Genomic DNA, 21,088 nt, shown 5'->3' on the forward strand with positions numbered 1-21,088 from the left:
CGGCCTCATGATTCGTCCTACGAATGATCGTTTCCGCAGGTCAGGTAAGCCTTACCTGCGTGACGCACGGCACCGTCGTGCCCCCTGACCTCGCTTGTCAGTCCCTGATTAATTACGCAACAATGGCGTTGTGAAAAACGTCGGTGAGGCTCCCACGGAGGAACTCGCGACCGGTGAGCGGTCCACGCGCAACCGGGTCGCGCGGTCCATCCTGGACCACGGGCCCTCGACCGTCGCCGACCTGGCCCAGCGGCTCGGCCTCACCCAGGCCGCCGTCCGCCGGCACCTCGACTCGCTGGTCACCGACAACGTGGTGGAAGCGCGCGAGAAGCGGGTCTACGGCGCCCGCACCCGCGGCCGGCCCGCAAAGGTCTTCGCACTGACCGACTGCGGCCGGGACGCCTTCGACCAGTCGTACGACGCACTGGCCGTCGAGGCGCTGCGCTGGATCGAGCGGAACGCCGGGGGAGAGGCGGCCGTCGCCGCCTTCGCCCGCGACCGCGTCGAGGCCCAGGCCGAGGCGTACCGGGCGGCCGTCGAGTCCGCCGACCCCGACCAGCGCACCGAGGCTCTGGCCAAGGCGCTGACCGCCGACGGGTACGCTGCCACTGCGCGCAACGCGCCGGTCGGCGAGCAGCTCTGCCAGCACCACTGCCCGGTCGCCCACGTCGCCGAGCAGTATCCGCAGCTGTGCGAGGCGGAGACGGAGATCTTCTCCCGCCTCCTCGGGACCCACGTCCAGCGCCTGGCCACCATCGCGCATGGTGACGGCGTCTGCACGACGTTCATCCCGCACGGCTCCCCACAGACCACTCCATCCACAGCATCCGCAAGCACGGCCGGGAGGAACCCCGCATGACCACCGAGATCAGCCACCCCGAGCTCGAGGGCCTGGGTCGGTACGAGTACGGCTGGGCCGACTCGGACGCGGCGGGTGCCACCGCCAAGCGAGGACTCTCCGAGGACGTCGTCCGCGACATCTCCTCGAAGAAGAACGAGCCCGAGTGGATGCTGAAGCTGCGCCTCAAGGGTCTGCGCCTCTTCGACAAGAAGCCCATGCCGACCTGGGGCTCCGACCTGTCCGGCATCGACTTCGACAACATCAAGTACTTCGTGCGGTCCACCGAGAAGCAGGCCGAGTCCTGGGAGGACCTGCCGGAGGACATCAAGAACACGTACGACAAGCTCGGCATCCCGGAGGCGGAGAAGCAGCGCCTCGTCGCCGGTGTCGCCGCCCAGTACGAGTCCGAGGTCGTCTACCACCAGATCCGCGAGGACCTGGAGGAGCAGGGCGTCATCTTCGTCGACACCGACACCGCGCTGAAGGAGCACGAGGAGCTCTTCAAGGAGTACTTCGGCACCGTCATCCCGGTCGGCGACAACAAGTTCGCCTCCCTGAACACCGCCGTGTGGTCCGGTGGCTCCTTCATCTACGTGCCGAAGGGCGTGCACGTCGAGATCCCGCTCCAGGCCTACTTCCGCATCAACACGGAGAACATGGGCCAGTTCGAGCGGACGCTGATCATCGTCGACGAGGACGCCTACGTCCACTACGTCGAGGGCTGCACCGCCCCGATCTACTCCTCGGACTCGCTGCACAGCGCCGTGGTCGAGATCATCGTCAAGAAGGGCGGCCGCTGCCGCTACACGACCATCCAGAACTGGTCGAACAACGTCTACAACCTGGTGACCAAGCGCGCCGTCGCCTACGAGGGCGCCACCATGGAGTGGGTCGACGGCAACATCGGCTCCAAGGTCACCATGAAGTACCCGGCCGTCTACCTGATGGGCGAGCACGCCAAGGGCGAGACCCTGTCCATCGCCTTCGCGGGCGAGGGCCAGCACCAGGACGCCGGCGCCAAGATGGTCCACATGGCCCCGAACACCTCCTCCAACATCGTCTCCAAGTCGGTGGCGCGAGGCGGCGGCCGCACCTCCTACCGCGGTCTCATCGAGATCGGCGAGGGTGCCCCGGGCGCCAAGTCGAACGTGCTGTGCGACGCGCTGCTCGTCGACACGATCTCCCGCTCGGACACGTACCCCTACGTGGACGTCCGCGAGGACGACGTGTCCATGGGCCACGAGGCCACCGTCTCCAAGGTCTCCGAGGACCAGCTCTTCTACCTGATGAGCCGTGGCCTCACCGAGTTCGAGGCGATGGCCATGATCGTCCGCGGCTTCGTCGAGCCCATCGCGAAGGAGCTGCCGATGGAGTACGCGCTGGAGCTCAACCGGCTGATCGAGCTGCAGATGGAAGGCGCGGTCGGCTAAAGCCCCGCCCGCACCGCCCCGCAGCGACCGATTTCCTTACGTACGCAGGAAGAGAGCAAGACGACAGCCATGGCTGAGGCTCAGAACATCCCGGCGGGCTCCACCACCGCCGGCTCGATCGCGGTGGCCGCCGAGTCCACCGTCGCCACGCGCATGAGCGCCCCGCCGTCCTTCGACGTCGCGGACTTCCCCGTCCCGCACGGCCGTGAGGAGGAGTGGCGCTTCACCCCGCTGGAGCGGCTCCGCGGCCTGCACGACGGCACCGCCGTCGCCACCGGCGAGGGCGTCCGCGTGGAGATCGAGGCCCCCGAGGGCGTCACCGTGGAGACCGTGGGCCGCGACGACGCGCGCCTCGGCAAGGCCGGCACGCCGGTCGACCGGGTCGCCGCCCAGGCGTACACCTCCTTCGAGAAGGCCTCGGTCGTCACCGTCGCCAAGGAGGCCGTGCTCACCGAGCCGGTCCGCATCACCGTGCACGGCGAGGGCGGGGTCGCCTTCGGCCACCAGGTGATCGAGCTCGGCGCCTTCGCCGAGGCCGTCGTCGTCCTCGACCACACCGGCGACGCGGTGCTCGCCGCCAACGTCGACTACGTGCTCGGCGACGGTGCCAAGCTCACCGTCGTCTCCGTCCAGGACTGGGACGAGAAGGCCGTCCACGTGGCCCAGCACAACGCGCTGGTCGGCCGCGACGCCTCCTTCAAGTCGGTCGTCGTGACCTTCGGCGGCGACGTCGTCCGCATCCACCCGCGCGTGACGTACGCGGCCCCCGGCGGCGAGGCCGAGCTCTTCGGCCTCTACTTCACCGACGCCGGCCAGCACCAGGAGCACCGCCTCCTGGTCACCCACAACGTCCCGCACTGCAAGTCCAACGTGGCCTACAAGGGTGCGCTGCAGGGTCAGGACGCCCACGCGGTCTGGATCGGCGACGTCCTCATCGAGGCCAAGGCCGAGGGCACCGACACCTACGAGCTGAACCGGAACCTCGTCCTCACCGACGGTGCCCGGGTCGACTCGGTGCCGAACCTGGAGATCGAGACCGGCGAGATCGCCGGCGCCGGCCACGCCTCCGCCACCGGCCGCTTCGACGACGAGCAGCTCTTCTACCTGATGGCCCGCGGCATCCCGGAGGCCGAGGCCCGCCGCCTCGTCGTCCGCGGCTTCTTCGCCGAGCTGGTCCAGCAGATCGGTCTGCCGGACGTCGAGGAGCGCCTCATCGCCAAGATCGAGGCCGAGCTGGAGGCGTCCGTCTGATGGCCTTCGTCCGCGCCTGTGCGCTGAGCGAGCTGGAGGAGGACACCCCGAAGCGGGTGGAGCTCGACGGCACGCCGGTGTCCGTCGTCCACACCGAGGGCGAGGTGTTCGCGATCCACGACATCTGCTCGCACGCCAACGTCTCCCTCTCGGAGGGCGAGGTCGAGGACTGCCAGATCGAGTGCTGGCTGCACGGATCCGCGTTCGACCTCCGCACCGGCAAGCCGTCCGGCCTTCCCGCGACGCGCCCCGTCCCCGTATACCCCGTAAAGATCGAAGGGGACGATGTGCTCGTCTCCGTCACCCAGGAGTCCTGAGTCACCCATGGCAACGCTTGAAATCCACGACCTGCACGTCTCCGTCGAGGCCGAGAACGGTCCGCGTGAGATCCTCAAGGGTGTCGACCTGACCATCAAGCAGGGCGAGACCCACGCCGTCATGGGCCCGAACGGCTCCGGCAAGTCGACCCTGGCGTACTCGCTGGCCGGCCACCCGAAGTACACGGTCACCGGCGGCACCGTCACCCTCGACGGTGAGGACGTCCTGGAGATGTCGGTCGACGAGCGCGCCCGCGCCGGCGTGTTCCTGGCCATGCAGTACCCGGTCGAGGTCCCCGGCGTCTCGGTCTCCAACTTCCTGCGCACCTCCGCCACCGCCGTCCGCGGCGAGGCGCCCAAGCTGCGCACCTGGGTGAAGGAGGTCAAGGAGGCCATGGAGCAGCTCCAGATGGACCCGGCCTTCGCCGAGCGCAACGTCAACGAGGGCTTCTCCGGCGGTGAGAAGAAGCGCCACGAGATCCTCCAGCTCGAGCTGCTCAAGCCGAAGATCGCCATCCTCGACGAGACCGACTCCGGCCTCGACGTCGACGCCCTTCGCATCGTCTCCGAGGGCGTCAACCGCGTCCGTGAGACCGGCGAGGTCGGCACCCTGCTGATCACGCACTACACGCGGATCCTCCGCTACATCAAGCCCGACTTCGTGCACGTCTTCGCGAACGGCCGCATCGTCGAGTCCGGTGGCGCCGAGCTCGCCGACCAGCTGGAGAACGAGGGCTACGACAAGTACGTGAAGGGTGGCGCATCCGCGTGACTTCCGCCCATCAGGGGCTGACCGGCCTCCTCGACACCGAGGCGATCCGCAAGGACTTCCCGCTCCTGGATCGCGTGGTCCACGACGGCAAGAAGATCGTGTACCTGGACTCGGCGGCGACCTCGCAGAAGCCGCGCCAGGTCCTCGACGCGCTCAACGCCTACTACGAGCGGCACAACGCGAACGTCCACCGCGGCGTCTACACGGTCGCCGAAGAGGCCACCGCGCTGTACGAGGGCGCCCGCGACAAGGTCGCCGCCTTCATCAACGCGCCGAGCCGCGACGAGGTCATCTTCACCAAGAACGCCTCCGAGTCGCTCAACCTCGTGGCCAACATGCTGGGCTGGGCCGACGAGCCCTACCGCGTGGACCACGAGACCGAGATCGTCATCACGGAGATGGAGCACCACTCCAACATCGTGCCGTGGCAGCTGCTCGCGCAGCGCACCGGCGCGAAGCTGAAGTGGTTCGGGCTCACCGACGAGGGCCGGCTCGACCTGTCCAACATCGAGGAGCTCATCACCGAGAAGACGAAGATCGTCTCCTTCACCCTGGTGTCGAACCTGCTCGGCACGTTCAACCCGGTGGAGACGATCATCCGTCGTGCCCAGGAGGTCGGTGCGCTCGTCTGCATCGACGCCTCCCAGGCGGCCCCGCACATGGTGCTCGACGTGCAGGCGCTGCAGGCCGACTTCGTGGCCTTCACCGGCCACAAGATGTGCGGCCCGACCGGCATCGGCGTGCTGTGGGGACGGCAGGAGCTCCTGGAGGACCTGCCGCCCTTCCTCGGTGGCGGCGAGATGATCGAGACCGTCTCGATGCACTCCTCCACCTACGCGCCGGCCCCGCACAAGTTCGAGGCGGGTACGCCCCCGATCGCCCAGGCCGTCGGCCTCGGCGCGGCCGTGGACTACCTCTCGGCGATCGGCATGGACAACATCTGGCGCCATGAGCACGCGATCACCGAGTACGCCGTCCGCCGCCTCCAGGAGGTGCCGGACCTGCGGATCATCGGCCCCACCACGGCCGAGGACCGCGGCGCCGCGATCTCCTTCACGCTCGGCGACATCCACCCGCACGACGTGGGCCAGGTCCTCGACGAGCAGGGCATCGCCGTCCGCGTCGGCCACCACTGCGCGCGTCCGGTCTGCCTGCGCTACGGAATTCCGGCGACCACGCGAGCGTCGTTCTATCTGTACTCCACCCCGGCCGAGGTCGACGCCCTGGTCGAGGGACTGGAGCACGTACGGAACTTCTTCGGCTAGGGGACGGCTCGTGAAGCTGGATTCGATGTACCAGGACGTCATCCTGGACCACTACAAGCACCCGCACGGGCGGGGCTTGCGGCCCGGCGACGCCGAGGTCCACCACGTCAACCCGACCTGTGGTGACGAGATCACGCTCCGCGTGAAGTACGACGGCTCGCGCATCGAGGACGTGTCGTACGAGGGCCAGGGCTGCTCCATCAGCCAGGCCTCGGCGTCCGTGCTCAACGAGCTGCTCGTCGGCAAGGAGCTGGCGGACGCGCAGAAGATCCAGGGCACCTTCCTGGAGCTGATGCAGTCCAAGGGCCAGATCGAGCCGGACGACGCGATGGAGGAGATCCTGGAGGACGCGGTCGCGTTCGCAGGTGTCTCGAAGTACCCGGCCCGGGTGAAGTGCGCGCTGCTCAGCTGGATGGCGTGGAAGGACGCGACGGCCCAGGCCCTGGGTGACGGCGCTGAGAGGAAGTCGGCATGACCGAGAACGCCGAGGCCACGATGAAGCCGGCCTCCGAGGAAGAGATCCGTGAGGCGCTGTACGACGTCGTCGACCCCGAGCTGGGCATCGACGTGGTCAACCTGGGCCTGATCTACGGAATCCACATCGACGACTCCAACGTCGCGACGCTGGACATGACCCTGACGTCGGCGGCGTGTCCGCTGACCGACGTGATCGAGGACCAGGCGAAGGCCGCCACCGACGGCATCGTCAACGAGCTGAAGATCAACTGGGTCTGGATGCCGCCGTGGGGTCCGGACAAGATCACGGACGACGGCCGCGAGCAGCTGCGCGCGCTGGGCTTCAACGTCTGACCTGACGGCACACGGAAGGGCCGCACCCCCTCGGGGGTGCGGCCCTTCGTGCGTCTGCGTGCGTCTGCGTGCGTCCGCGTGCGTCCGCGTGCGTCCGCTCAGTGGGGCGCGGCGGCCGTCTGGGCCAGGAGGGGGGCCAGGTTCTCCCGGCGGATGCGCTGGTCGACGTAGAGGAGGCCGGAGACCAGGGGCAGGATCGGGGCGAAGACCGCCTGGGTGACCAGCTGGGCGGCGGTGAGCAGCAGGGTGATGCCGCCGAAGACGCCGATCACGTCCCTCGGCGTGGCGTCCTCCCCCGTGGAGTACACGGACAGCGGGAACATCCCGGCGAAGGAGATGATCTGCTGGATCACGAGGCTGACCACGCCCACCATCAGGCCGACGAGGGCCGTGATGCCGAAGACCCGCCACCAGGAGCCGCGGACCAGGGCCGAGGAGCGGCGCAGGGAGCCGAGCGGGCCCTGGTGCTCGATGACGGCCGCCGTCGTGGCCAGGCTGAACTTGACCCAGAGCCACACGACGAGGGGCATGGTCACGAAGGTGAGCAGGAAGAACAGCAGGCCCGTCAGGGCCAGGCCCGCGCCGTCGTCCCCCGAGCCGCGCTCGGCGGCGGCGATGCCCGCGATCATGCCCACGAAGACGAGGACGAAGCCGACGAAGACGAGCACCATCGGCAGCACCGCGGCGAGCGTCGACAGGAACACCGAGCCGATCACGGAGCCCACGCGCGACCAGGCGCGGCGCCACACGGCGCCGAAGCCGAGCGGCCGGCCGAGGACGGCCTCCTGGAGCACTGCCGGGACCGCCGCGGAGACGAGGCCGCTGGAGACGATCCAACCGGCCATGGCGACCAGCCAGGCGAGGGCGAACGCGACGATCAGCGGCCGTACGTCGTCGAAGTCGGGCGACTGGGCGGCGGGCATGTCGGCCAGCCGGTCCAGGTCGTCGCCGACGGCGAGCCAGCCCGCCAGGAAGGCTCCGGCCGCGACCACCGCCGCGCCCGCGTAGGCCACCAGCGCCATGCCGACCAGCGACTTCCAGTAGCGCCCGTATGTGGTGAAGGCGCCGGTCAGGATGTCGCCGAGGCCCAGCGGGGCCAGGGGTATCACGCCGGGCTTCGGCGGCGGGGGCGGAGGGGCGTATCCGTATCCGTATCCGTACGGCCCCGAGGCATATGTCATGCGCACACCGTATCTGCTGCCGTTGTGTACGGTCGTACGTCCCATGTGTACTGTCGTACACATGGGATACGGACTGCTCGCGGGGGCCATAGCGGCCGAGATCGTCGCCACCACCTCGATGAAGTACAGCGAGGGCTTCTCCAGGCTCGGACCCTCACTGATCACCGGCGCCGGCTATCTGCTCGCCTTCGCCCTGCTCGCCAAGGCGCTCAAGACCCTCGAGGTCGGCACCGCCTACGCCATCTGGTCCGGCATCGGGACCGCGGCCGTCGCCGCCATCGGCGCCCTCTTCCTCGGAGAGTCCATGACCCCCGCCAAGATCGCCGGGATCGTCCTGATCATCGCCGGCGTCACCGTCCTCAACCTCGGCGGCGCGCACTGATGCCCCCCGCCTCCGCGAACCCGGCCTCCGCGAACCCCGCCTCCGCGGGCCCCGCCTCCGCGAACCCCGCCTCCGCGGGCCCCGGTCCCCGTCCCAGGCCCCGTCGCCACGACCCCGCGCGGCGCGAGCGGATCGTCGAGGCCGCCCTCCGGGTCGTCGGCCGCAGCGGCATCGCCGGACTGAGCCACCGCACCGTCGCCGCCGAGGCCGACGTGCCGCTCGGCTCCACCACGTACCACTTCGCCTCCCTCGACGAACTCCTCGTCGCCGCCCTGCACAGGGCCAACGACAACCTCGGGCGCGCCCTGCGCGAGAGCCCCGAGCTCGCCGACCCCGCCACCGACCTCGCCGCCGTCCTCGCCCGGCTCATGGGCGCGTGGATCGGCGGCGAACGCAGCGGCGTGGAGCTGGAGTACGAGCTCTACCTCGCCGCCCTGCGCCGCCCAGCCCTGCGGCCCGTCGCCGCCGAGTGGGCCGAGGACGTCAGCGCCGTGCTCGCCGCGCGCACCGACCCGGCCACCGCCCGGGGCGTCGTCGCCCTGATGGACGGCATCTGCCTCCAGGTCCTGCTCACCGGTGGCCGGTACGAGGAGGAGTACGCGCGCGAGATGCTCGCCCGGGTCCTGAACGAAGGCCCGAAACCCCGGGCCACGGGCTCGTCCGAACCGCCAGGGGAGCGGACCGGCACCTGAGACCGGTTGGCCCGCGCGGGGGCCCGCCCGTTAGGTTTTCCGTCATGACCACTGCTCCTCGCACCACCGGCGCCGTCGCCGCCGGCCTCGCCACCATCGCCGGCGACGGCACCGTTCTCGACACCTGGTTCCCCGCCCCCGAGCTGACCGACGCCCCCGGCCACGCCGGCACCGAGCGCCTCGACGCCGACGCGGCCGTCAACGCCCTCGGCGAGGGCGCCGCCAAGGCCCTCGGCGTGGACGCCCGCCGCGGTGTCGAGGTGGTCGCCGTGCGCACCGTCATCGCCTCGCTCGACGACAAGCCGCTCGACGCCCACGACGCCTACCTGCGGCTCCACCTGCTCAGCCACCGCCTGGTCAAGCCGCACGGCCAGAGCCTGGACGGCGTCTTCGGCCTGCTCGCCAACGTGGCCTGGACCTCGCTCGGCCCGGTCGCCGTCGACGACATCGAGAAGGTGCGCCTCAACGCCCGCGCCGAGGGCCTGCACCTCCAGGTCACCTCGATCGACAAGTTCCCCCGCATGACCGACTACGTCGTGCCCGCCGGCGTCCGGATCGCCGACGCCGACCGCGTCCGCCTCGGCGCCCACCTCGCCGCCGGCACCACCGTCATGCACGAGGGCTTCGTCAACTTCAACGCCGGCACCCTCGGCGCCTCCATGGTCGAGGGCCGCATCTCCGCGGGCGTCGTCGTCGGCGACGGCTCCGACATCGGCGGCGGCGCCTCCACCATGGGCACCCTGTCGGGCGGCGGCAAGCAGATCATCTCGATCGGCGAGCGCACCCTGATCGGCGCCGAGGCGGGCATCGGCATCGCCCTGGGCGACGAGTGCGTCGTCGAGGCCGGCCTCTACGTCACCGCCGGCACCCGGGTCACCCTGCCCGACGGCCAGATCGTCAAGGCCCTGGAGCTCTCCGGCGCCGACAACATCCTCTTCCGCCGCAACTCGATCACCGGCGCCGTCGAGGCCCGCCCGTACAAGGCGACGTGGGGCGGTCTCAACGAGATCCTGCACAGCCACAACTGATCCCCGTGCACCGCGAACGGCCCGCCGTCCCCTGAAGGGACGGCGGGCCGTTCGGCGTCCCCGGCGTGATCGCCCTGCGCGACGGACGGTCGTGCCGCCGCGCCGGGCGGGCCGCCCCGAGGACATCGCGGAGGCGGTGCACGACCGGGCGAACGCCTCGTACAGCACGGGCGAGGTGCTGCTCGTGGACGGCGGCGGGCACCTGCGGGGACGAGCCGGCGGCCAAGGCGTGTGACGCCGCTCCTCCACCCGGCCCGACCGAACGACGTGCCCTACAGGGCCAGCTTGAACCCGTCGTGGCTGCGGGCGAAGCCCAGGGACGCGTAGAAGCGGTGGGCGTCGGTCCGGGACTTGTTGCTGGTCAGCTGGACGAGCGCGCAACCGCGGGAGCGGGCCCGCTCGACGGCCCGGGACATCAGCTCCCGGCCGAGACCGCCGCCGCGCCGGTCGGCCCTGATCCGTACCGCCTCGATCAGGGCCCGCTCGGCGCCGCCCTTGCCGAGGCCCGGGATGTACGTGGCCTGGAGGCAGCCGATGACCGGGTCCCCGTCGTCCGTGTCGTCGACGAGCACGAGGACCTCGTTGCGCGCGTCGGCCTCGATGTCCGCGAAGGCCCGCTCGTAGGCGGGGGTCACGGTCACCGAGGCCGGGTCGACCACGCGCTCCTCGTCGGCGAGGAGGGCGAGGACGGCGGGGAGGTCGGCACGGGTGGCGGGACGCAGCAGCACGGCCGCAGTCTCGCACACCCGTGCCCACCGTCGATCACGGGCGGAAGCGCAGCACCTGCGGGTCGTGGTCGCTGTTCTGGTCCGCGAACTCCGCGTTCACGTGCACGCTGTCGTACTCGAAGTGGTGCACGCCGGGGCTGGTCAGGATCTGGTCGAGGACCTGGCTGTTGCCCTGGTACACGTACGAGTAGCGCTCGGCGGCCGGCAGCGACTTCACGGCCGGGTACAGCGCACCGCCGTCGGTCAGCGCCTGCGTCGTGCCGGAGAACTCGAAGTCGTTGATGTCGCCGAGGACGATCACGTCGGCCTGCTTGTCGAGGGCGATGGCGTCCTTGACGAAGGCGTTGACCGCCTGCGCCTGGAGCAGTCGCTTGGCCTCGGAGGAACGGACCGGCGGCTGGTGGTGCGAGACGATCGACTCGTCGCCGCCCTTGGAGCCGAAGTGGTTGGCGACCACGATGACCGTGCGGCCGCGGAAGCGGAACTCGCCCGCGAGCGGCTTGCGGCTGTTCTCCCACGCGGTGTTCGCCGGGTCGATCCGGCCGGGCGAGAGGGTCAGGTGGGCGTCGCCCTTGGTGCCGGTGATTGCGGTCGCGGTGGTCGCGTCGCCGCCCGTGCGGTCGACGAAGGAGACCCGCGCGGGGTTGAAGAGGAAGACCTGACGGATGTTGCCGCCGGGCTCGCCGCCGTCCTTGCCGTTCTGCGGGTCGATCGAGCGCCACTCGTACGCCGGGCCGCCGGCCGCGACGATCGCCGCGGTGAACTTCTTCAGCGTCTCGCCGGCCGTCACCGTGCCGTCGTTCTTGGCGCCGTTGTCGTCCTGGATCTCCTCCAGGGCGACGATGTCGGGCGAGGCGAGGTTCTCGACGACCGCCTTGGCGAGCGCGTCGAACTTCTCCTGCGGGTCGCTCGGGTCGAGGTTCTCCACGTTGTACGTGGCGACCGCCAGCTCGTTCTTGTGCTGCTTCTCGGTCACCTCGCGCTCCAGGCCGAGGTCCACGTGCTCGCCCAGCGTCTTCGCGACCAGGGTGTAGCCGCCGAACTGGTTGAAGTCCAGCGGGCCCTCGGTGGTGCCGGCCAGCCAGTCGCCGACGTTCGCCTTGGGGAAGGGCTGCTGGGCGACCGGGGCGAGCTGCTGGATCTGGAGCCGCCCGGTGTTCTGGGACCCGTACGAGCCGTAGACCGTGCCGCCGCGGCTGTTGTCGTTCTCGAACGGCTTCACCGTCACCCACAGCTCGTGGTACGGGTCGGTGGCGCCGACCACGCGCGAGGAGCCGATGCGGACGTTGGTGCCCTCCAGGGACTCGTAGTAGTCCAGGGCGTACGTCTCCGGGTCCAGGGTGAGGCCGTTGATCGAGCCGCCGGCCGCCGGGTCGCCCTCGGGGGTGTACGCGTCCGGGACGGAACCCGCCCAGATCGTGACGGCCTCCGGGACCTGGTTGCCCTTGGACAGGACGGTGACCGCCGGCTTGGAGATCTGGGTCAGCGACTGGTTGCCGGAGTTCAGGCCGCCCGGCACGTACTCGGTGACCGTGCCGTTGACGCTGACCGAGTCGCCGACCGCGACCGTGGGGGCGGAGCTGGTGAAGACGAAGATTCCCTCGCTGGTGGCCGGGTTGTCGTCGGCCTGCGGGTCCTGGATCCAGAAGCCCCGCGAGCCGTAGGTGCGCACGGCCGTCACGATGCCCGTGACACCGGTGACCTGCTTGCCGGCGAGCGGCGAGACCCGGGTGGTGCCCTGGATGTCGTGGATCCGGACGGAGGCCGCCGCGGTGGTCGCGGCAGCGGTCGCCTCGTCGGCGGAGGCGGACGTGCCGCTCACCAGACCGGCGGCGAGGGCGGCGGAGACGACGGCGGCGACGGCCGCGGATCTCGGTATGGAGGAAGACATCAAGGAGCTCCGTGAGGGTTCGGATGTTCGATCGAACGATCTACGCGCGTCAATTTCGTTGCCGAGGGGTGCACTTGTCAAGGGTTGACGGGTGTACGAAGGCTGACGCCTGTGTGAACCGACAGACGGCCCCGCGATTGCGTCTACGCTGAAGGCCGCCCCAAGCAGTCAACCGTCGCCCCGCCGAGGAGAGCACCCCAGATGGCACCGGACCGTCCGACCCTTCCCCCCGTTCGGCTGCGCTCGGACGCGGAGCTGGCGCGCGACGCCCTGGCCGCCCCCCTCCTCACCCGCGCCGTGCGGCTGGCCCGCTGGGCCGGCCCCGAGACCCGGGTGGGCGCGGGCGGCGAACTCGTCGACGAGCAGCTGCCCGCCGCCGCCGAGGTCCTGGGCCTCGCGGACGACGAGGACGGCGAGGCGTACGCGAGCGAGGCCTGGCGGGTCGCCGTCGACACGGGCCTGGTGGAGGTGGAGGACCCGGAGGAGGCCGAGGGCCCCGACGGGACCGAGGCAGCCGACGGGGCCGGTCCGGCGGCCGGGTCCGGTGACGGGACCGGTACCGCGCGGCCCGGCGAGAACCTGGCGCTGCTCACCGGCGGTTCGCCCCAGGACGTCCTCGCGATCTGGCTCGACGCCTTCGAGACGGTCTTCGCCGACGCCACCGCGCCGTACGTCGACGACCTCGAGGCGCTGGTCGGCGAGGACGGCACGATCGACTTCGAGGCCCTGGACTGGGACCCGGAGGGCGAGGCCGAGTTCCTGGAGGGCGTCCTCGGCAACCTCTACCTGCTGACCGTCAGCGAGGGCGGGGCGGGCGAGGGCCCGGTGCCGCTGCCCGCGCTCGCCGCGTCGATGGTCGTCCCCGAGGACATGGGCGAGCCCACCGACGACGTCCTGGAGCAGGTCTCCGACGCGATGATGCGGCTCGACGAGCAGTTCCGGATCCTCGAACCCGTCGGACTCGTCGCGTACGAGCCCGTCGACGAGGCCCTGATGGTCGAGGAGGGCGCGGAGGGCGGGACGCCGGCCGCCGAGCCCTTCGACGAGGAGGACGTCAGCCGTTACGGCATGGTGCGGCTCACGCCGCTCGGCCTCTACGCGATCCGGGTCCGCATGCTGGAGGCGGGGCTGTCCGTGCCCGCCGTCGGCGAACTCGCCGACAAGGGCGCCGACGTGCTCCTCGACGGCATCGCGCACTACCCGCAGGACGCCGCGCGCGCCGAGACCACCGGCTGGATCGCCGGCCGCGCCGCCCAGGACGCCGCGCGCGAACTGCTCGCCGCCGCGCGCGGCACCGACGCCGGCGCGCCGCTGCGCCGCCTGCACGCCCAGCAGGCCCTGTCCCTCGTCGGCGCGGACGCCGAGCCGGCCGTACGGGAGGTCCTGGACGACCGCGAGCTCGGCGGCCTGGCCCGCGTGTGGCTCGCCGAGCGGGGCGCGGACGACATCCCGGCGCCGCCCGAGTCGATGATCTTCTGGCTGGCCGTCGACACCATCGCCGCGCACCTCGACGCCGACGGCGACCTGGAGGAACTCCAGGACCTCATCGAGGGCCTGACCGGCGGGCACGGCGGCTTCTTCGAGGCCGTCTGGCGCGTCGACCACCCGGCCACGGCCGACGTCCTCGACGCCATGGGCCGCCTCCACCGCGACAAGCCCTCGGCGAAGGAGGCCCGCAAGGCCGCCTTCAAGGCGAGGTCCCGCGCCTGACGCGGGACCCGGCCCCGTCCTCGCCGCGGCCCTGCTCTCGCCGGGTGCGGGCTCACGTCCGCAGGTATGACGCCCCGTTGAGGTCCAGGACCGTGCCCGAGGCCCATTCGGCCTCGGGGGAGGCGAGCCAGAGGACGGCCGACGCGATCTCCTCCGGCGTCGCCACCCGGCCGAAGGGGCTCTGGGCGCGGATGGATTCCGCTTCCGGGCCGGTGAGTCGGGGCGCGACCCGCTCCGTGCTGAAGAAGCCGGGCGCGACGGAGGCGACCGCGATGCCGTGGGGCGCGAGGGCCACGGCGAGGGACTGGCCCAGGGCGTGGACGGCGGCCTTCGTGGCACCGTAGGCCGGGTGGTCGGGCTCACCGCGGAAGGCGCCGCGGGAGCCGATGTTGACGATCCGGCCCGGGGTGCCCGCCTCGATCATCCGGCCCGCGACCAGCCGGCTGAGGTACGCCGTGCCCAGCAGGTTCACCGAGACGTGGCGCTGCCACAGCTCCACCCACTCCTCGTACGGCGTCGTCGCCGGCGGGTGCGGCAGGTTCACGGCCGCGTTGTTGACCAGGACGTCCACCGCGCCGCCGCCGAGGGCCTCCGCCGCCTCGGCCACGACCCGCGCGGCCTGCTCCGGATCGGCGAGGTCGCCGGAGACCAGGGCGTGGCCGCCGCCGTCGAGCGAGGCCAGGGTCTCGCGGGCCTCCTCGGCGCGCGAGCCGTAGTGCACGGCCACCCGGTCGCCGTTGGCCGCGAAGGCCCGGGCCACGGCGCGGCCCAGACCGCGCGAGGCTCCGCTGACGAGGACACTCCGGCCACGGGCAGGCAGGTTCATGGGGCATCGCCTTTCTGTTCAACCGCCGTTTATACGCGGGCGCCACCGTGTGCGCCGACACCGGGTGACGACAGGGAGAAGACCGTCATGTCCCTCAACCGCAGAGAGTTCGCCAAGCAGTCCGCCGCCACCGGCGCCGGACTCGCGCTCACCGGCGCCGTCGGCGCACTCGCCACCGCCCCGCAGGCGCTCGCCGCCGACGACCACCAGGAGGCGTACGGCCACGGCGACGCCTCCGGCCACGGCCAGGGACACCGCCTCGGCTACGGGCCCCTCCTCGCCGACCCGAACGGAATCCTCGCCCTGCCCGAGGGCTTCACCTACCGCGTCATCACCCACAGCGGCGTCACCCGCCTCGAGTCCGGCGAGTTCACGCCGTCCAACCACGACGGCACCGCCACCTTCGCGGGCCCGCGCGGCACCACGTACCTGGTGAACAACCACGAGCTCAAGGGACCCCGCTCCAAGTGGACCCACCCGGTGCCCCTCACCGAGGGCCTGGTCTACGACCCGGCGGCCTCGGGCGGCTGCACGGTCGTCGAGGTGCACCGCGACGGCACCGTCGCCGAGTGGGTCGGCATCGCCGGCACCTCCACCAACTGCGCTGGCGGCCGCACCTCCTGGGGCACCTGGCTCACCTGCGAGGAGAACTCCGACCGCGCCGGTGTCAACGGCATGACGAAGGACCACGGCTACGTCTTCGAGGTCGACCCGCACGACCGCGCCGCCAACCGCGATCCCCGGCCGATCAAGGCCTTCGGCCGCTACGACCACGAGGCCGTCGTCATCGACCCGAAGCGCGGCCACGCCTACCTCACCGAGGACGCCTCCGGCCCCAACGGCCTGCTCTTCCGCTGGGTCCCGCCGCAGGGCTTCGAGCACGGCCGTGGCCGGCTCGCGACCCTCGCCGACGACGCCGGCCGCCTCCAGGCGCCCAAGTGCTACGACTCGGCGGGCCGGTTCGTCGACGACCTCTCGCGCGCGACGAGGATCGGCACCGTGTACGGCGTCGACTGGGTCGACGTCCCGGACCGCGACGCCCGCACCACGCCCGTCCGCAAGCAGTTCGCGGCCGGCGAGATCACCCGAGCCCGCAAGCTGGAGGGCATGTGGTGGGCCGACGGCGGCGCCTACGTCGTCTCCTCGTACGCCCGGGAGGAGAGCCCCGGCGCCCCGCACGACGGCCAGGTCTGGTTCTACGACCCCAAGCGCCGCACCCTCACCCTCAAGGTGCTGCTGGGCGTCAACACCGCCCCGGACCAGGACGGCGCCTACGACGGCCCCGACAACATCACCGTCTCCCCGTACGGCGGGCTCGTCATCGCCGAGGACGGCGAGGGCGTCCAGCACCTCTTCGGCGCGACCGAGAGCGGCCGCACCTACCCGATCGCCCGCAACGACCTGAACGACAGCGAGTTCACCGGCGTCGTCTTCTCGCCGGACGGGGACACCCTCTTCGCCTGCATCCAGTCGCCGGGCATCATGGTCGCGATCACCGGCCCCTGGCGCCGCCAGCCCCGCCGCTGACCCCGCCCGGAAACCTGGTGCCGTCCACGGATTGACATCTAACATGTCAGTCCATGGACGTGGACGTGTTACGGCCGGTGGTCCGGACCCTGCTGCGAGACCGGGCGTACGAGACGCTGCGCGAGGCCATCGTGCGCGGCGAGCTCCCGCCCGGTTCCGTGGTCAAGGACAGCGAGATCGCCGAGCGGCTCGGCCTCTCGCGCGCCCCCGTGCGCGAGGCCCTGGCCCGGCTCGGCGACGAAGGTCTCGTCGAGACCAAGCCGCAGAGCTACACCCGCGTCACCCGCCTGGTCAGCCGCGTCGTACGGGACGCCGCCTCCGTCGTACGGGTCATGCACGAACTCGCCGCCCGCACCGCCGTGCCGCTGCTCGGCCCCGAGGGCATCCGCGCCATGCGCGAGGCCAACGAGCGGTTCGACGCGGCCGTGCGCGCCTCGGACGTCGACGCCGCGCTGCGCGCCGACGACGAACTCCACGACGTGCTCGTCGGCGCCAGCGGCAACCACGCCCTCGCCGCCACCATCGAGCGCTACACCCCCCTGATCCGCCGCGTCGAGCGCCATCTCTTCGGCGACCCGGGCACCTGCCGCTCGGCCGCCCTGCACGCGCGCCTCATCGAGGCCTGCGAGGCGCGCGACACGGAGGAGGCGGTGCGGGTGACGACGGAGATATGGCGCGCCCTGGAGGAGCTCGCCGACGAGGTGACGGACTCCTGAGGGACTCCTGCCGGCCGGGAGCCGGGGCGGTGACACCAGGCCGGTCCGGTCCCGGCCCCGGGCCGTCCGCCCGGCCGGCAGGAGTCCCCCAGGGGGCCGTCCGCCGTCCGTCACCACCGGGAGCCCGCATGCCGACGATCGCCGATCACGACCGCTACCCGCTGCTCTTCGGGCCCTCGCCCGTCCACCCGCTCCAACGGCTCACCGCCCATCTCGGCGGCGCCGCCCTGTGGGCCAAGCGCGAGGACTGCAACTCCGGCATCGCGTACGGCGGGAACAAGACCCGCAAGCTGGAGTACCTGGTCGCCGACGCCCTCGCCCAGGGCTGCGACACCCTGGTGTCGATCGGCGGCGTCCAGTCCAACCACACCCGGCAGGTCGCCGCCGTCGCCGCCCACGCCGGCCTCAAGTGCGTCCTCGTGCAGGAGAGCTGGGTCGACTGGCCCGACCCGGTCTACGACAAGGTCGGCAACATCCTGGTCAGCCGGCTCGCCGGCGCCGACGTGAGGCTGGTCCGGGCCGGGTTCGGCATCGGCTTCAAGGAGAGCTGGGAGCAGGCGCTGCGCGAGGTCGAGGAGGCCGGCGGCCGGCCGTACGCCATCCCGGCCGGCGCCTCCGACCACCCGCTCGGCGGGCTCGGCTTCGCCAACTGGGCGTACGAGGTGGCCGAGCAGGAGCGTGAGCTGGGCGTCTTCTTCGACACGGTCGTGGTCTGCTCGGTGACCGGCTCCACCCAGGCCGGCATGGTCGCGGGCTTCGCCGCGCTCGCCGAGGAGGGCGGCCGGGCCCGGCGGATCATCGGCGTCGACGCCTCCGCCGAGCCCGCCAGGACCCACGAGCAGATCACCCGGATCGCCCGGGGCACCGCCGCGCTCATCGGCGTCGAGCGCCCGCTCACCGCCGCCGACGTCGAGCTGGACGCGCGCTACCACGCGGGGGTGTACGGCGTCCCGGACGAGGCCACGCTGGACGCGATGCGGCTGGCCGCCCGTACGGAGGGCATGGTCACCGACCCCGTGTACGAGGGGAAGTCGATGGCCGGACTGGTCGACCTGGTGGACCGCGGCGAGATCGGCCAGGACTCGACCGTGCTCTACGCCCACCTCGGCGGCCAGCCGGCCCTCAACGCCTACAGCGCGCTGTTCTGACCGGCCCTCCGGCCGCTCAGAGCGCCTGGGCGGCCGGCTTCACCATGCCCCGGACGGTCCGCGACTTCACGAACTCGCCCATGCCGGTCATCTCCCACTCGCCCGAGAACTGCTTGATGAGCTTGGCCATCATCACGCCGGTCTGGGGCTCGGCCGTGGTCAGGTCGAAGCGGACCAGCTCCTCGCCGGACGCGGCGTCGAGCAGCCGGCAGTAGGCCTTGGCGACCTCGGTGAACTTCTGGCCGGAGAAGGAGTTGACGGTGAAGACCAGGCCGGTGACGTCCGCGGGCAGCCGGCCCAGGTCGACGACGATGACCTCGTCGTCGCCCGCGCCCTCGCCGGTCAGGTTGTCCCCGGAGTGCTTGATCGCGCCGTTGAGGATCGACAGCTTGCCGAAGTAGCAGCTGTCGATGTGGTTGCGCTGGGGGCCGTAGGCGATGACGGAGGCGTCGAGGTCGATGTCCTTGCCGCGGAAGGCCGGCTCCCAGCCGAGGCCCATCTTGACCTGGGAGAGCAGCGGCCGGCCGCCCTTGACCAGGGAGACGGTCTGGTTCTTCTGGAGGCTGACCCGGCCCTTGTCCAGGTTGATCTTGCCGGTGCCGGCGGCGGGCGGGGCCGGGGGAGCGGGCGGGGCGGCGGCCGGCGCCGACGGCAGGCCCGCCGCGACGCGCGGGTCCACCGGGGGAGCGGCGGGCGGCGCCGGGACCGCCGCGGGCGTGGCCGCCGGTGCGGGCGTGGGCTCCTCGTCCACGCTCACGCCGAAGTCGGTCGCGATCCCGGCCAGCCCGTTCGCGTACCCCTGGCCCACGGCGCGGGCCTTCCACGCGCCGTTGCGCAGGTAGATCTCCATGACCACGAGCGCCGTCTCGGTGCCGAGCCGCGGCGGCGTGAAGGTGGCGAGGACGCTGCCGTCGTCGGCGTTGCGCAGGGTCGCGGTGGGCTCGATGCCCTGGAAGGACTGGCCGGCGGCGTCCGGGCTCGCGGTCACCACGATCTTCTCGATCCCGGCGGGCACGGCGGTGGTGTCCACCAGGATGGCGTCGGGCGCGGCGCCGCCGCCGGACCGGTAGGTCACGCCGGGCCCGGCGGGCTGGTTGTAGAAGATGAAGTCGTCGTCGGAGCGCACCTTGCCGTTGGCGCCGAGCAGCAGGCCCGAGACGTCGAGCCGCACCGGGGCGGCGACGTCCACCGCCACGCGCGCGGCGGTGAGAGGGATGTTCGAGCCGGGGGTCATAGCGGTCATGCCCGGGGTAACGAACCAGACCCCTTTGCCGTTCCCTTACCTTCCCCGGGTTCGGCCACTCCGGTTACGCGGGTGCTCGCGGGCGGTCCGCTCGTTCCCGAAGCGGTACGCGCCGGTCCAGCGGGCCATGACCAGCTGCGGGTCCCCGGACGCGACCTCGGCCAGGAACTTCTCCGCGCGGCCGCCGCGCAGGGTGGCGGCGGCGCGGCCGTGGTGGGTGACGACGACCGTGCCGTCCGCGCGCCGTGCGTAGACGAATCCCCGAGGCTGTGGCATGGCGGGCATCCTGCCGTTCCCGGTCACGTCCGTCATATGAATATTCTTTCGGACCGTGGGTGGGAGCTCTTTCCGGACGCGGGACGTGGACGAGGCGCGCGAGGAGATCAGCGCGCGCTATTACGCCAACTTCATGGACGTGATCGACGCGCGGGACCGTCCCTTCGCCGCGCGCTTCGACACCGTCGGCCTGGGGCCGCTGATGATCGGCGACCTCAGCTGCGGCGCGGACGTGCGGATGCGCTTCGGCGAGCTGGGGGCGTTCCACGTCAACGCGCCGATGAGCGGGACCATGGAGGTGCGGCAGGGCGGCAGCGGGCGCCGGCTGCTCGCCACCGCCGAGGAGGCCATGCTGCTCGACCCGTCGGGGGACACCTTCCTCGACCGGTGGAGCGGGGACTGCCGCTCGCTTTCGGTCAAGATCGACGCGGCGGCGCTCCAGGACCGCCTGGAGCAGCTCCTGGGCCGCTCGGCGGGCCGCCGGCTGACCCTCGGCCCGCGCCTCGACATCACGCGCGGGCCCGGTCTGAGCTGGGTGACCTTCGCCCGGCAGGTGGCGGCGGGCGCGCTCGCGGGCGAGGGGCTCGCCACCCACGAGTTGGTGGCCCGCCCGCTCCAGGAGGCGCTGCTCAACGGTCTGCTCCTGGCGGCGGAGCACCCGTGGCGGGACGAGCTGGCGCACCCGGGCGGCCCGGTCAGGCCGGCGCCGGTGAAACGCGCGATGGACGCGGTGCGGGCCCGCCCCGAGCACCCCTTCACCACCACCGAGCTCGCCGCCCTCGCCCGGGTGAGCGTGCGGCGCCTCCAGGAGTCGTTCAGGGAGTACGTGGGGATGTCGCCCATGGCGTACCTACGGGAGGTCCGCCTGGACCGGGTGCGCGAGGAGCTGCGGGCGGGCGACCCGGACGGGCTGAGCGTCGGCGACGTGGCCTGGCGGTGGGGCTTCACGCACCCGGGACGGTTCGCCGCCCAGTACCGTGCCCGGTTCGGCGAGACGCCCTCGCGAACCCTGCGCGGCTGACCGGGCGCCGGTTCCGGGGCCGGCCGTGAACCC

At 71.8% G+C, this 21,088-nt stretch carries 23 protein-coding genes; 17 read left to right on the forward strand and 6 right to left on the reverse strand.

What is annotated here, in order from left to right; translation table 11 throughout:
• Positions 1–130 precede the first annotated feature (130 nt).
• From ACFY8W_RS16385 to ACFY8W_RS16420, 8 genes are all read left to right on the forward strand, one after another.
• Positions 131–859, forward strand: coding sequence for a MarR family transcriptional regulator (locus ACFY8W_RS16385; RefSeq protein WP_391105299.1), 729 nt, complete (start codon positions 131–133; stop codon positions 857–859).
• Positions 856–2,271 (forward strand): Fe-S cluster assembly protein SufB, encoded by a 1,416-nt coding sequence (sufB, locus tag ACFY8W_RS16390; protein WP_391105301.1) that lies wholly within the window; start codon positions 856–858, stop codon positions 2,269–2,271. The genes ACFY8W_RS16385 and sufB overlap by 4 nt, the downstream gene beginning before the upstream one ends.
• Positions 2,272–2,340: 69 nt before the next feature.
• Positions 2,341–3,522: a Fe-S cluster assembly protein SufD gene (gene sufD / locus ACFY8W_RS16395; RefSeq protein ID WP_391105303.1), complete on the forward strand. Its 1,182-nt coding sequence runs from the start codon at positions 2,341–2,343 to the stop codon at positions 3,520–3,522.
• The gene (locus ACFY8W_RS16400; protein WP_391105305.1) at positions 3,522–3,839 is read left to right on the forward strand and encodes a bifunctional 3-phenylpropionate/cinnamic acid dioxygenase ferredoxin subunit; all 318 of its coding nucleotides are present in this window, start codon (positions 3,522–3,524) and stop codon (positions 3,837–3,839) included. Before sufD ends, ACFY8W_RS16400 begins: the two co-directional genes overlap by 1 nt.
• A 7-nt stretch (positions 3,840–3,846) precedes the next feature.
• Positions 3,847–4,611, forward strand: coding sequence for a Fe-S cluster assembly ATPase SufC (sufC, locus tag ACFY8W_RS16405; RefSeq protein WP_391105307.1), 765 nt, complete (start codon positions 3,847–3,849; stop codon positions 4,609–4,611).
• Positions 4,608–5,876 (forward strand): cysteine desulfurase, encoded by a 1,269-nt coding sequence (locus tag ACFY8W_RS16410; protein WP_384413070.1) that lies wholly within the window; start codon positions 4,608–4,610, stop codon positions 5,874–5,876. The genes sufC and ACFY8W_RS16410 overlap by 4 nt, the downstream gene beginning before the upstream one ends.
• 10 nt (positions 5,877–5,886) lie before the next feature.
• A complete protein-coding gene (gene sufU / locus ACFY8W_RS16415) occupies positions 5,887–6,351 on the forward strand; it encodes a Fe-S cluster assembly sulfur transfer protein SufU (RefSeq protein ID WP_391105309.1) in 465 nt (154 codons plus the stop codon).
• Positions 6,348–6,686 carry a metal-sulfur cluster assembly factor gene (locus ACFY8W_RS16420; protein ID WP_384413075.1) on the forward strand — a complete coding sequence of 113 codons (339 nt, stop codon included), beginning with the start codon at positions 6,348–6,350 and terminating at the stop codon, positions 6,684–6,686. The genes sufU and ACFY8W_RS16420 overlap by 4 nt, the downstream gene beginning before the upstream one ends.
• A gap of 98 nt (positions 6,687–6,784) precedes the next feature.
• Here the strand turns inward: ACFY8W_RS16420 and ACFY8W_RS16425 are convergent, their stop codons facing one another.
• Complete coding sequence (locus ACFY8W_RS16425) at positions 6,785–7,867, reverse strand: oxidoreductase (protein WP_391105311.1); 1,083 nt, start codon at positions 7,865–7,867, stop codon at positions 6,785–6,787.
• 61 nt (positions 7,868–7,928) lie between these two features.
• Here ACFY8W_RS16425 and ACFY8W_RS16430 point away from each other — a divergent pair, with 61 nt between their 5' ends.
• The 4 genes from ACFY8W_RS16430 to ACFY8W_RS16445 all read left to right on the forward strand — a co-directional run bounded on the left by ACFY8W_RS16430 (position 7,929) and on the right by ACFY8W_RS16445 (position 10,204).
• A complete protein-coding gene (locus ACFY8W_RS16430) occupies positions 7,929–8,249 on the forward strand; it encodes an SMR family transporter (RefSeq protein WP_391105565.1) in 321 nt (106 codons plus the stop codon).
• Positions 8,249–8,941, forward strand: a complete 693-nt coding sequence (locus ACFY8W_RS16435) for a TetR family transcriptional regulator (protein WP_391105313.1) — start codon at positions 8,249–8,251, stop codon at positions 8,939–8,941. Before ACFY8W_RS16430 ends, ACFY8W_RS16435 begins: the two co-directional genes overlap by 1 nt.
• A gap of 44 nt (positions 8,942–8,985) precedes the next feature.
• Positions 8,986–9,969 (forward strand): 2,3,4,5-tetrahydropyridine-2,6-dicarboxylate N-succinyltransferase, encoded by a 984-nt coding sequence (gene dapD, locus ACFY8W_RS16440; protein ID WP_391105315.1) that lies wholly within the window; start codon positions 8,986–8,988, stop codon positions 9,967–9,969.
• 91 nt (positions 9,970–10,060) lie between these two features.
• A complete protein-coding gene (locus tag ACFY8W_RS16445) occupies positions 10,061–10,204 on the forward strand; it encodes a hypothetical protein (protein ID WP_391105317.1) in 144 nt (47 codons plus the stop codon).
• 37 nt (positions 10,205–10,241) lie between these two features.
• On the opposite strand, the gene ACFY8W_RS16450 is transcribed toward ACFY8W_RS16445, so the two are convergent.
• Together ACFY8W_RS16450 and ACFY8W_RS16455 are read right to left on the reverse strand one after the other, a co-directional pair.
• Positions 10,242–10,697 (reverse strand): GNAT family N-acetyltransferase, encoded by a 456-nt coding sequence (locus ACFY8W_RS16450; RefSeq protein ID WP_391105567.1) that lies wholly within the window; start codon positions 10,695–10,697, stop codon positions 10,242–10,244.
• Between the two features lie 34 nt (positions 10,698–10,731).
• Positions 10,732–12,588, reverse strand: coding sequence for an endonuclease/exonuclease/phosphatase family protein (locus tag ACFY8W_RS16455; RefSeq protein ID WP_391105319.1), 1,857 nt, complete (start codon positions 12,586–12,588; stop codon positions 10,732–10,734).
• A 201-nt stretch (positions 12,589–12,789) separates the two neighbouring features.
• Between ACFY8W_RS16455 and ACFY8W_RS16460 the strand changes: the two genes are divergently transcribed.
• On the forward strand, positions 12,790–14,298 hold the full coding sequence (locus tag ACFY8W_RS16460; RefSeq protein WP_391105321.1) for a hypothetical protein: 1,509 nt from the start codon (positions 12,790–12,792) through the stop codon (positions 14,296–14,298).
• A gap of 52 nt (positions 14,299–14,350) precedes the next feature.
• Here the strand turns inward: ACFY8W_RS16460 and ACFY8W_RS16465 are convergent, their stop codons facing one another.
• On the reverse strand, positions 14,351–15,124 hold the full coding sequence (locus tag ACFY8W_RS16465) for an SDR family oxidoreductase (protein WP_391105323.1): 774 nt from the start codon (positions 15,122–15,124) through the stop codon (positions 14,351–14,353).
• A gap of 87 nt (positions 15,125–15,211) precedes the next feature.
• Between ACFY8W_RS16465 and ACFY8W_RS16470 the strand changes: the two genes are divergently transcribed.
• The 3 genes from ACFY8W_RS16470 to ACFY8W_RS16480 all read left to right on the forward strand — a co-directional run bounded on the left by ACFY8W_RS16470 (position 15,212) and on the right by ACFY8W_RS16480 (position 18,515).
• A complete protein-coding gene (locus ACFY8W_RS16470; RefSeq protein WP_391105324.1) occupies positions 15,212–16,651 on the forward strand; it encodes an alkaline phosphatase PhoX in 1,440 nt (479 codons plus the stop codon).
• 59 nt (positions 16,652–16,710) lie between these two features.
• Positions 16,711–17,367 (forward strand): FCD domain-containing protein, encoded by a 657-nt coding sequence (locus tag ACFY8W_RS16475; protein WP_391105569.1) that lies wholly within the window; start codon positions 16,711–16,713, stop codon positions 17,365–17,367.
• Between the two features lie 128 nt (positions 17,368–17,495).
• The gene (locus ACFY8W_RS16480) at positions 17,496–18,515 is read left to right on the forward strand and encodes a 1-aminocyclopropane-1-carboxylate deaminase (protein ID WP_391105326.1); all 1,020 of its coding nucleotides are present in this window, start codon (positions 17,496–17,498) and stop codon (positions 18,513–18,515) included.
• A gap of 16 nt (positions 18,516–18,531) precedes the next feature.
• Here ACFY8W_RS16480 and ACFY8W_RS16485 read toward each other — a convergent pair whose 3' ends face one another.
• Together ACFY8W_RS16485 and ACFY8W_RS16490 are read right to left on the reverse strand one after the other, a co-directional pair.
• Positions 18,532–19,758 (reverse strand): TerD family protein, encoded by a 1,227-nt coding sequence (locus ACFY8W_RS16485; protein WP_391105328.1) that lies wholly within the window; start codon positions 19,756–19,758, stop codon positions 18,532–18,534.
• A 36-nt stretch (positions 19,759–19,794) separates the two neighbouring features.
• Entirely contained in the window at positions 19,795–20,034 is a 240-nt protein-coding gene (locus ACFY8W_RS16490; protein ID WP_391105330.1) for a hypothetical protein, read from the reverse strand.
• A 55-nt stretch (positions 20,035–20,089) separates the two neighbouring features.
• Between ACFY8W_RS16490 and ACFY8W_RS16495 the strand changes: the two genes are divergently transcribed.
• Complete coding sequence (locus ACFY8W_RS16495) at positions 20,090–21,055, forward strand: helix-turn-helix domain-containing protein (RefSeq protein ID WP_391105332.1); 966 nt, start codon at positions 20,090–20,092, stop codon at positions 21,053–21,055.
• Positions 21,056–21,088 lie beyond the last annotated feature (33 nt).

It is taken from the genome of Streptomyces sp. NPDC012637 (genome assembly GCF_042954805.1).
GTDB lineage: Bacteria > Actinomycetota > Actinomycetes > Streptomycetales > Streptomycetaceae > Streptomyces.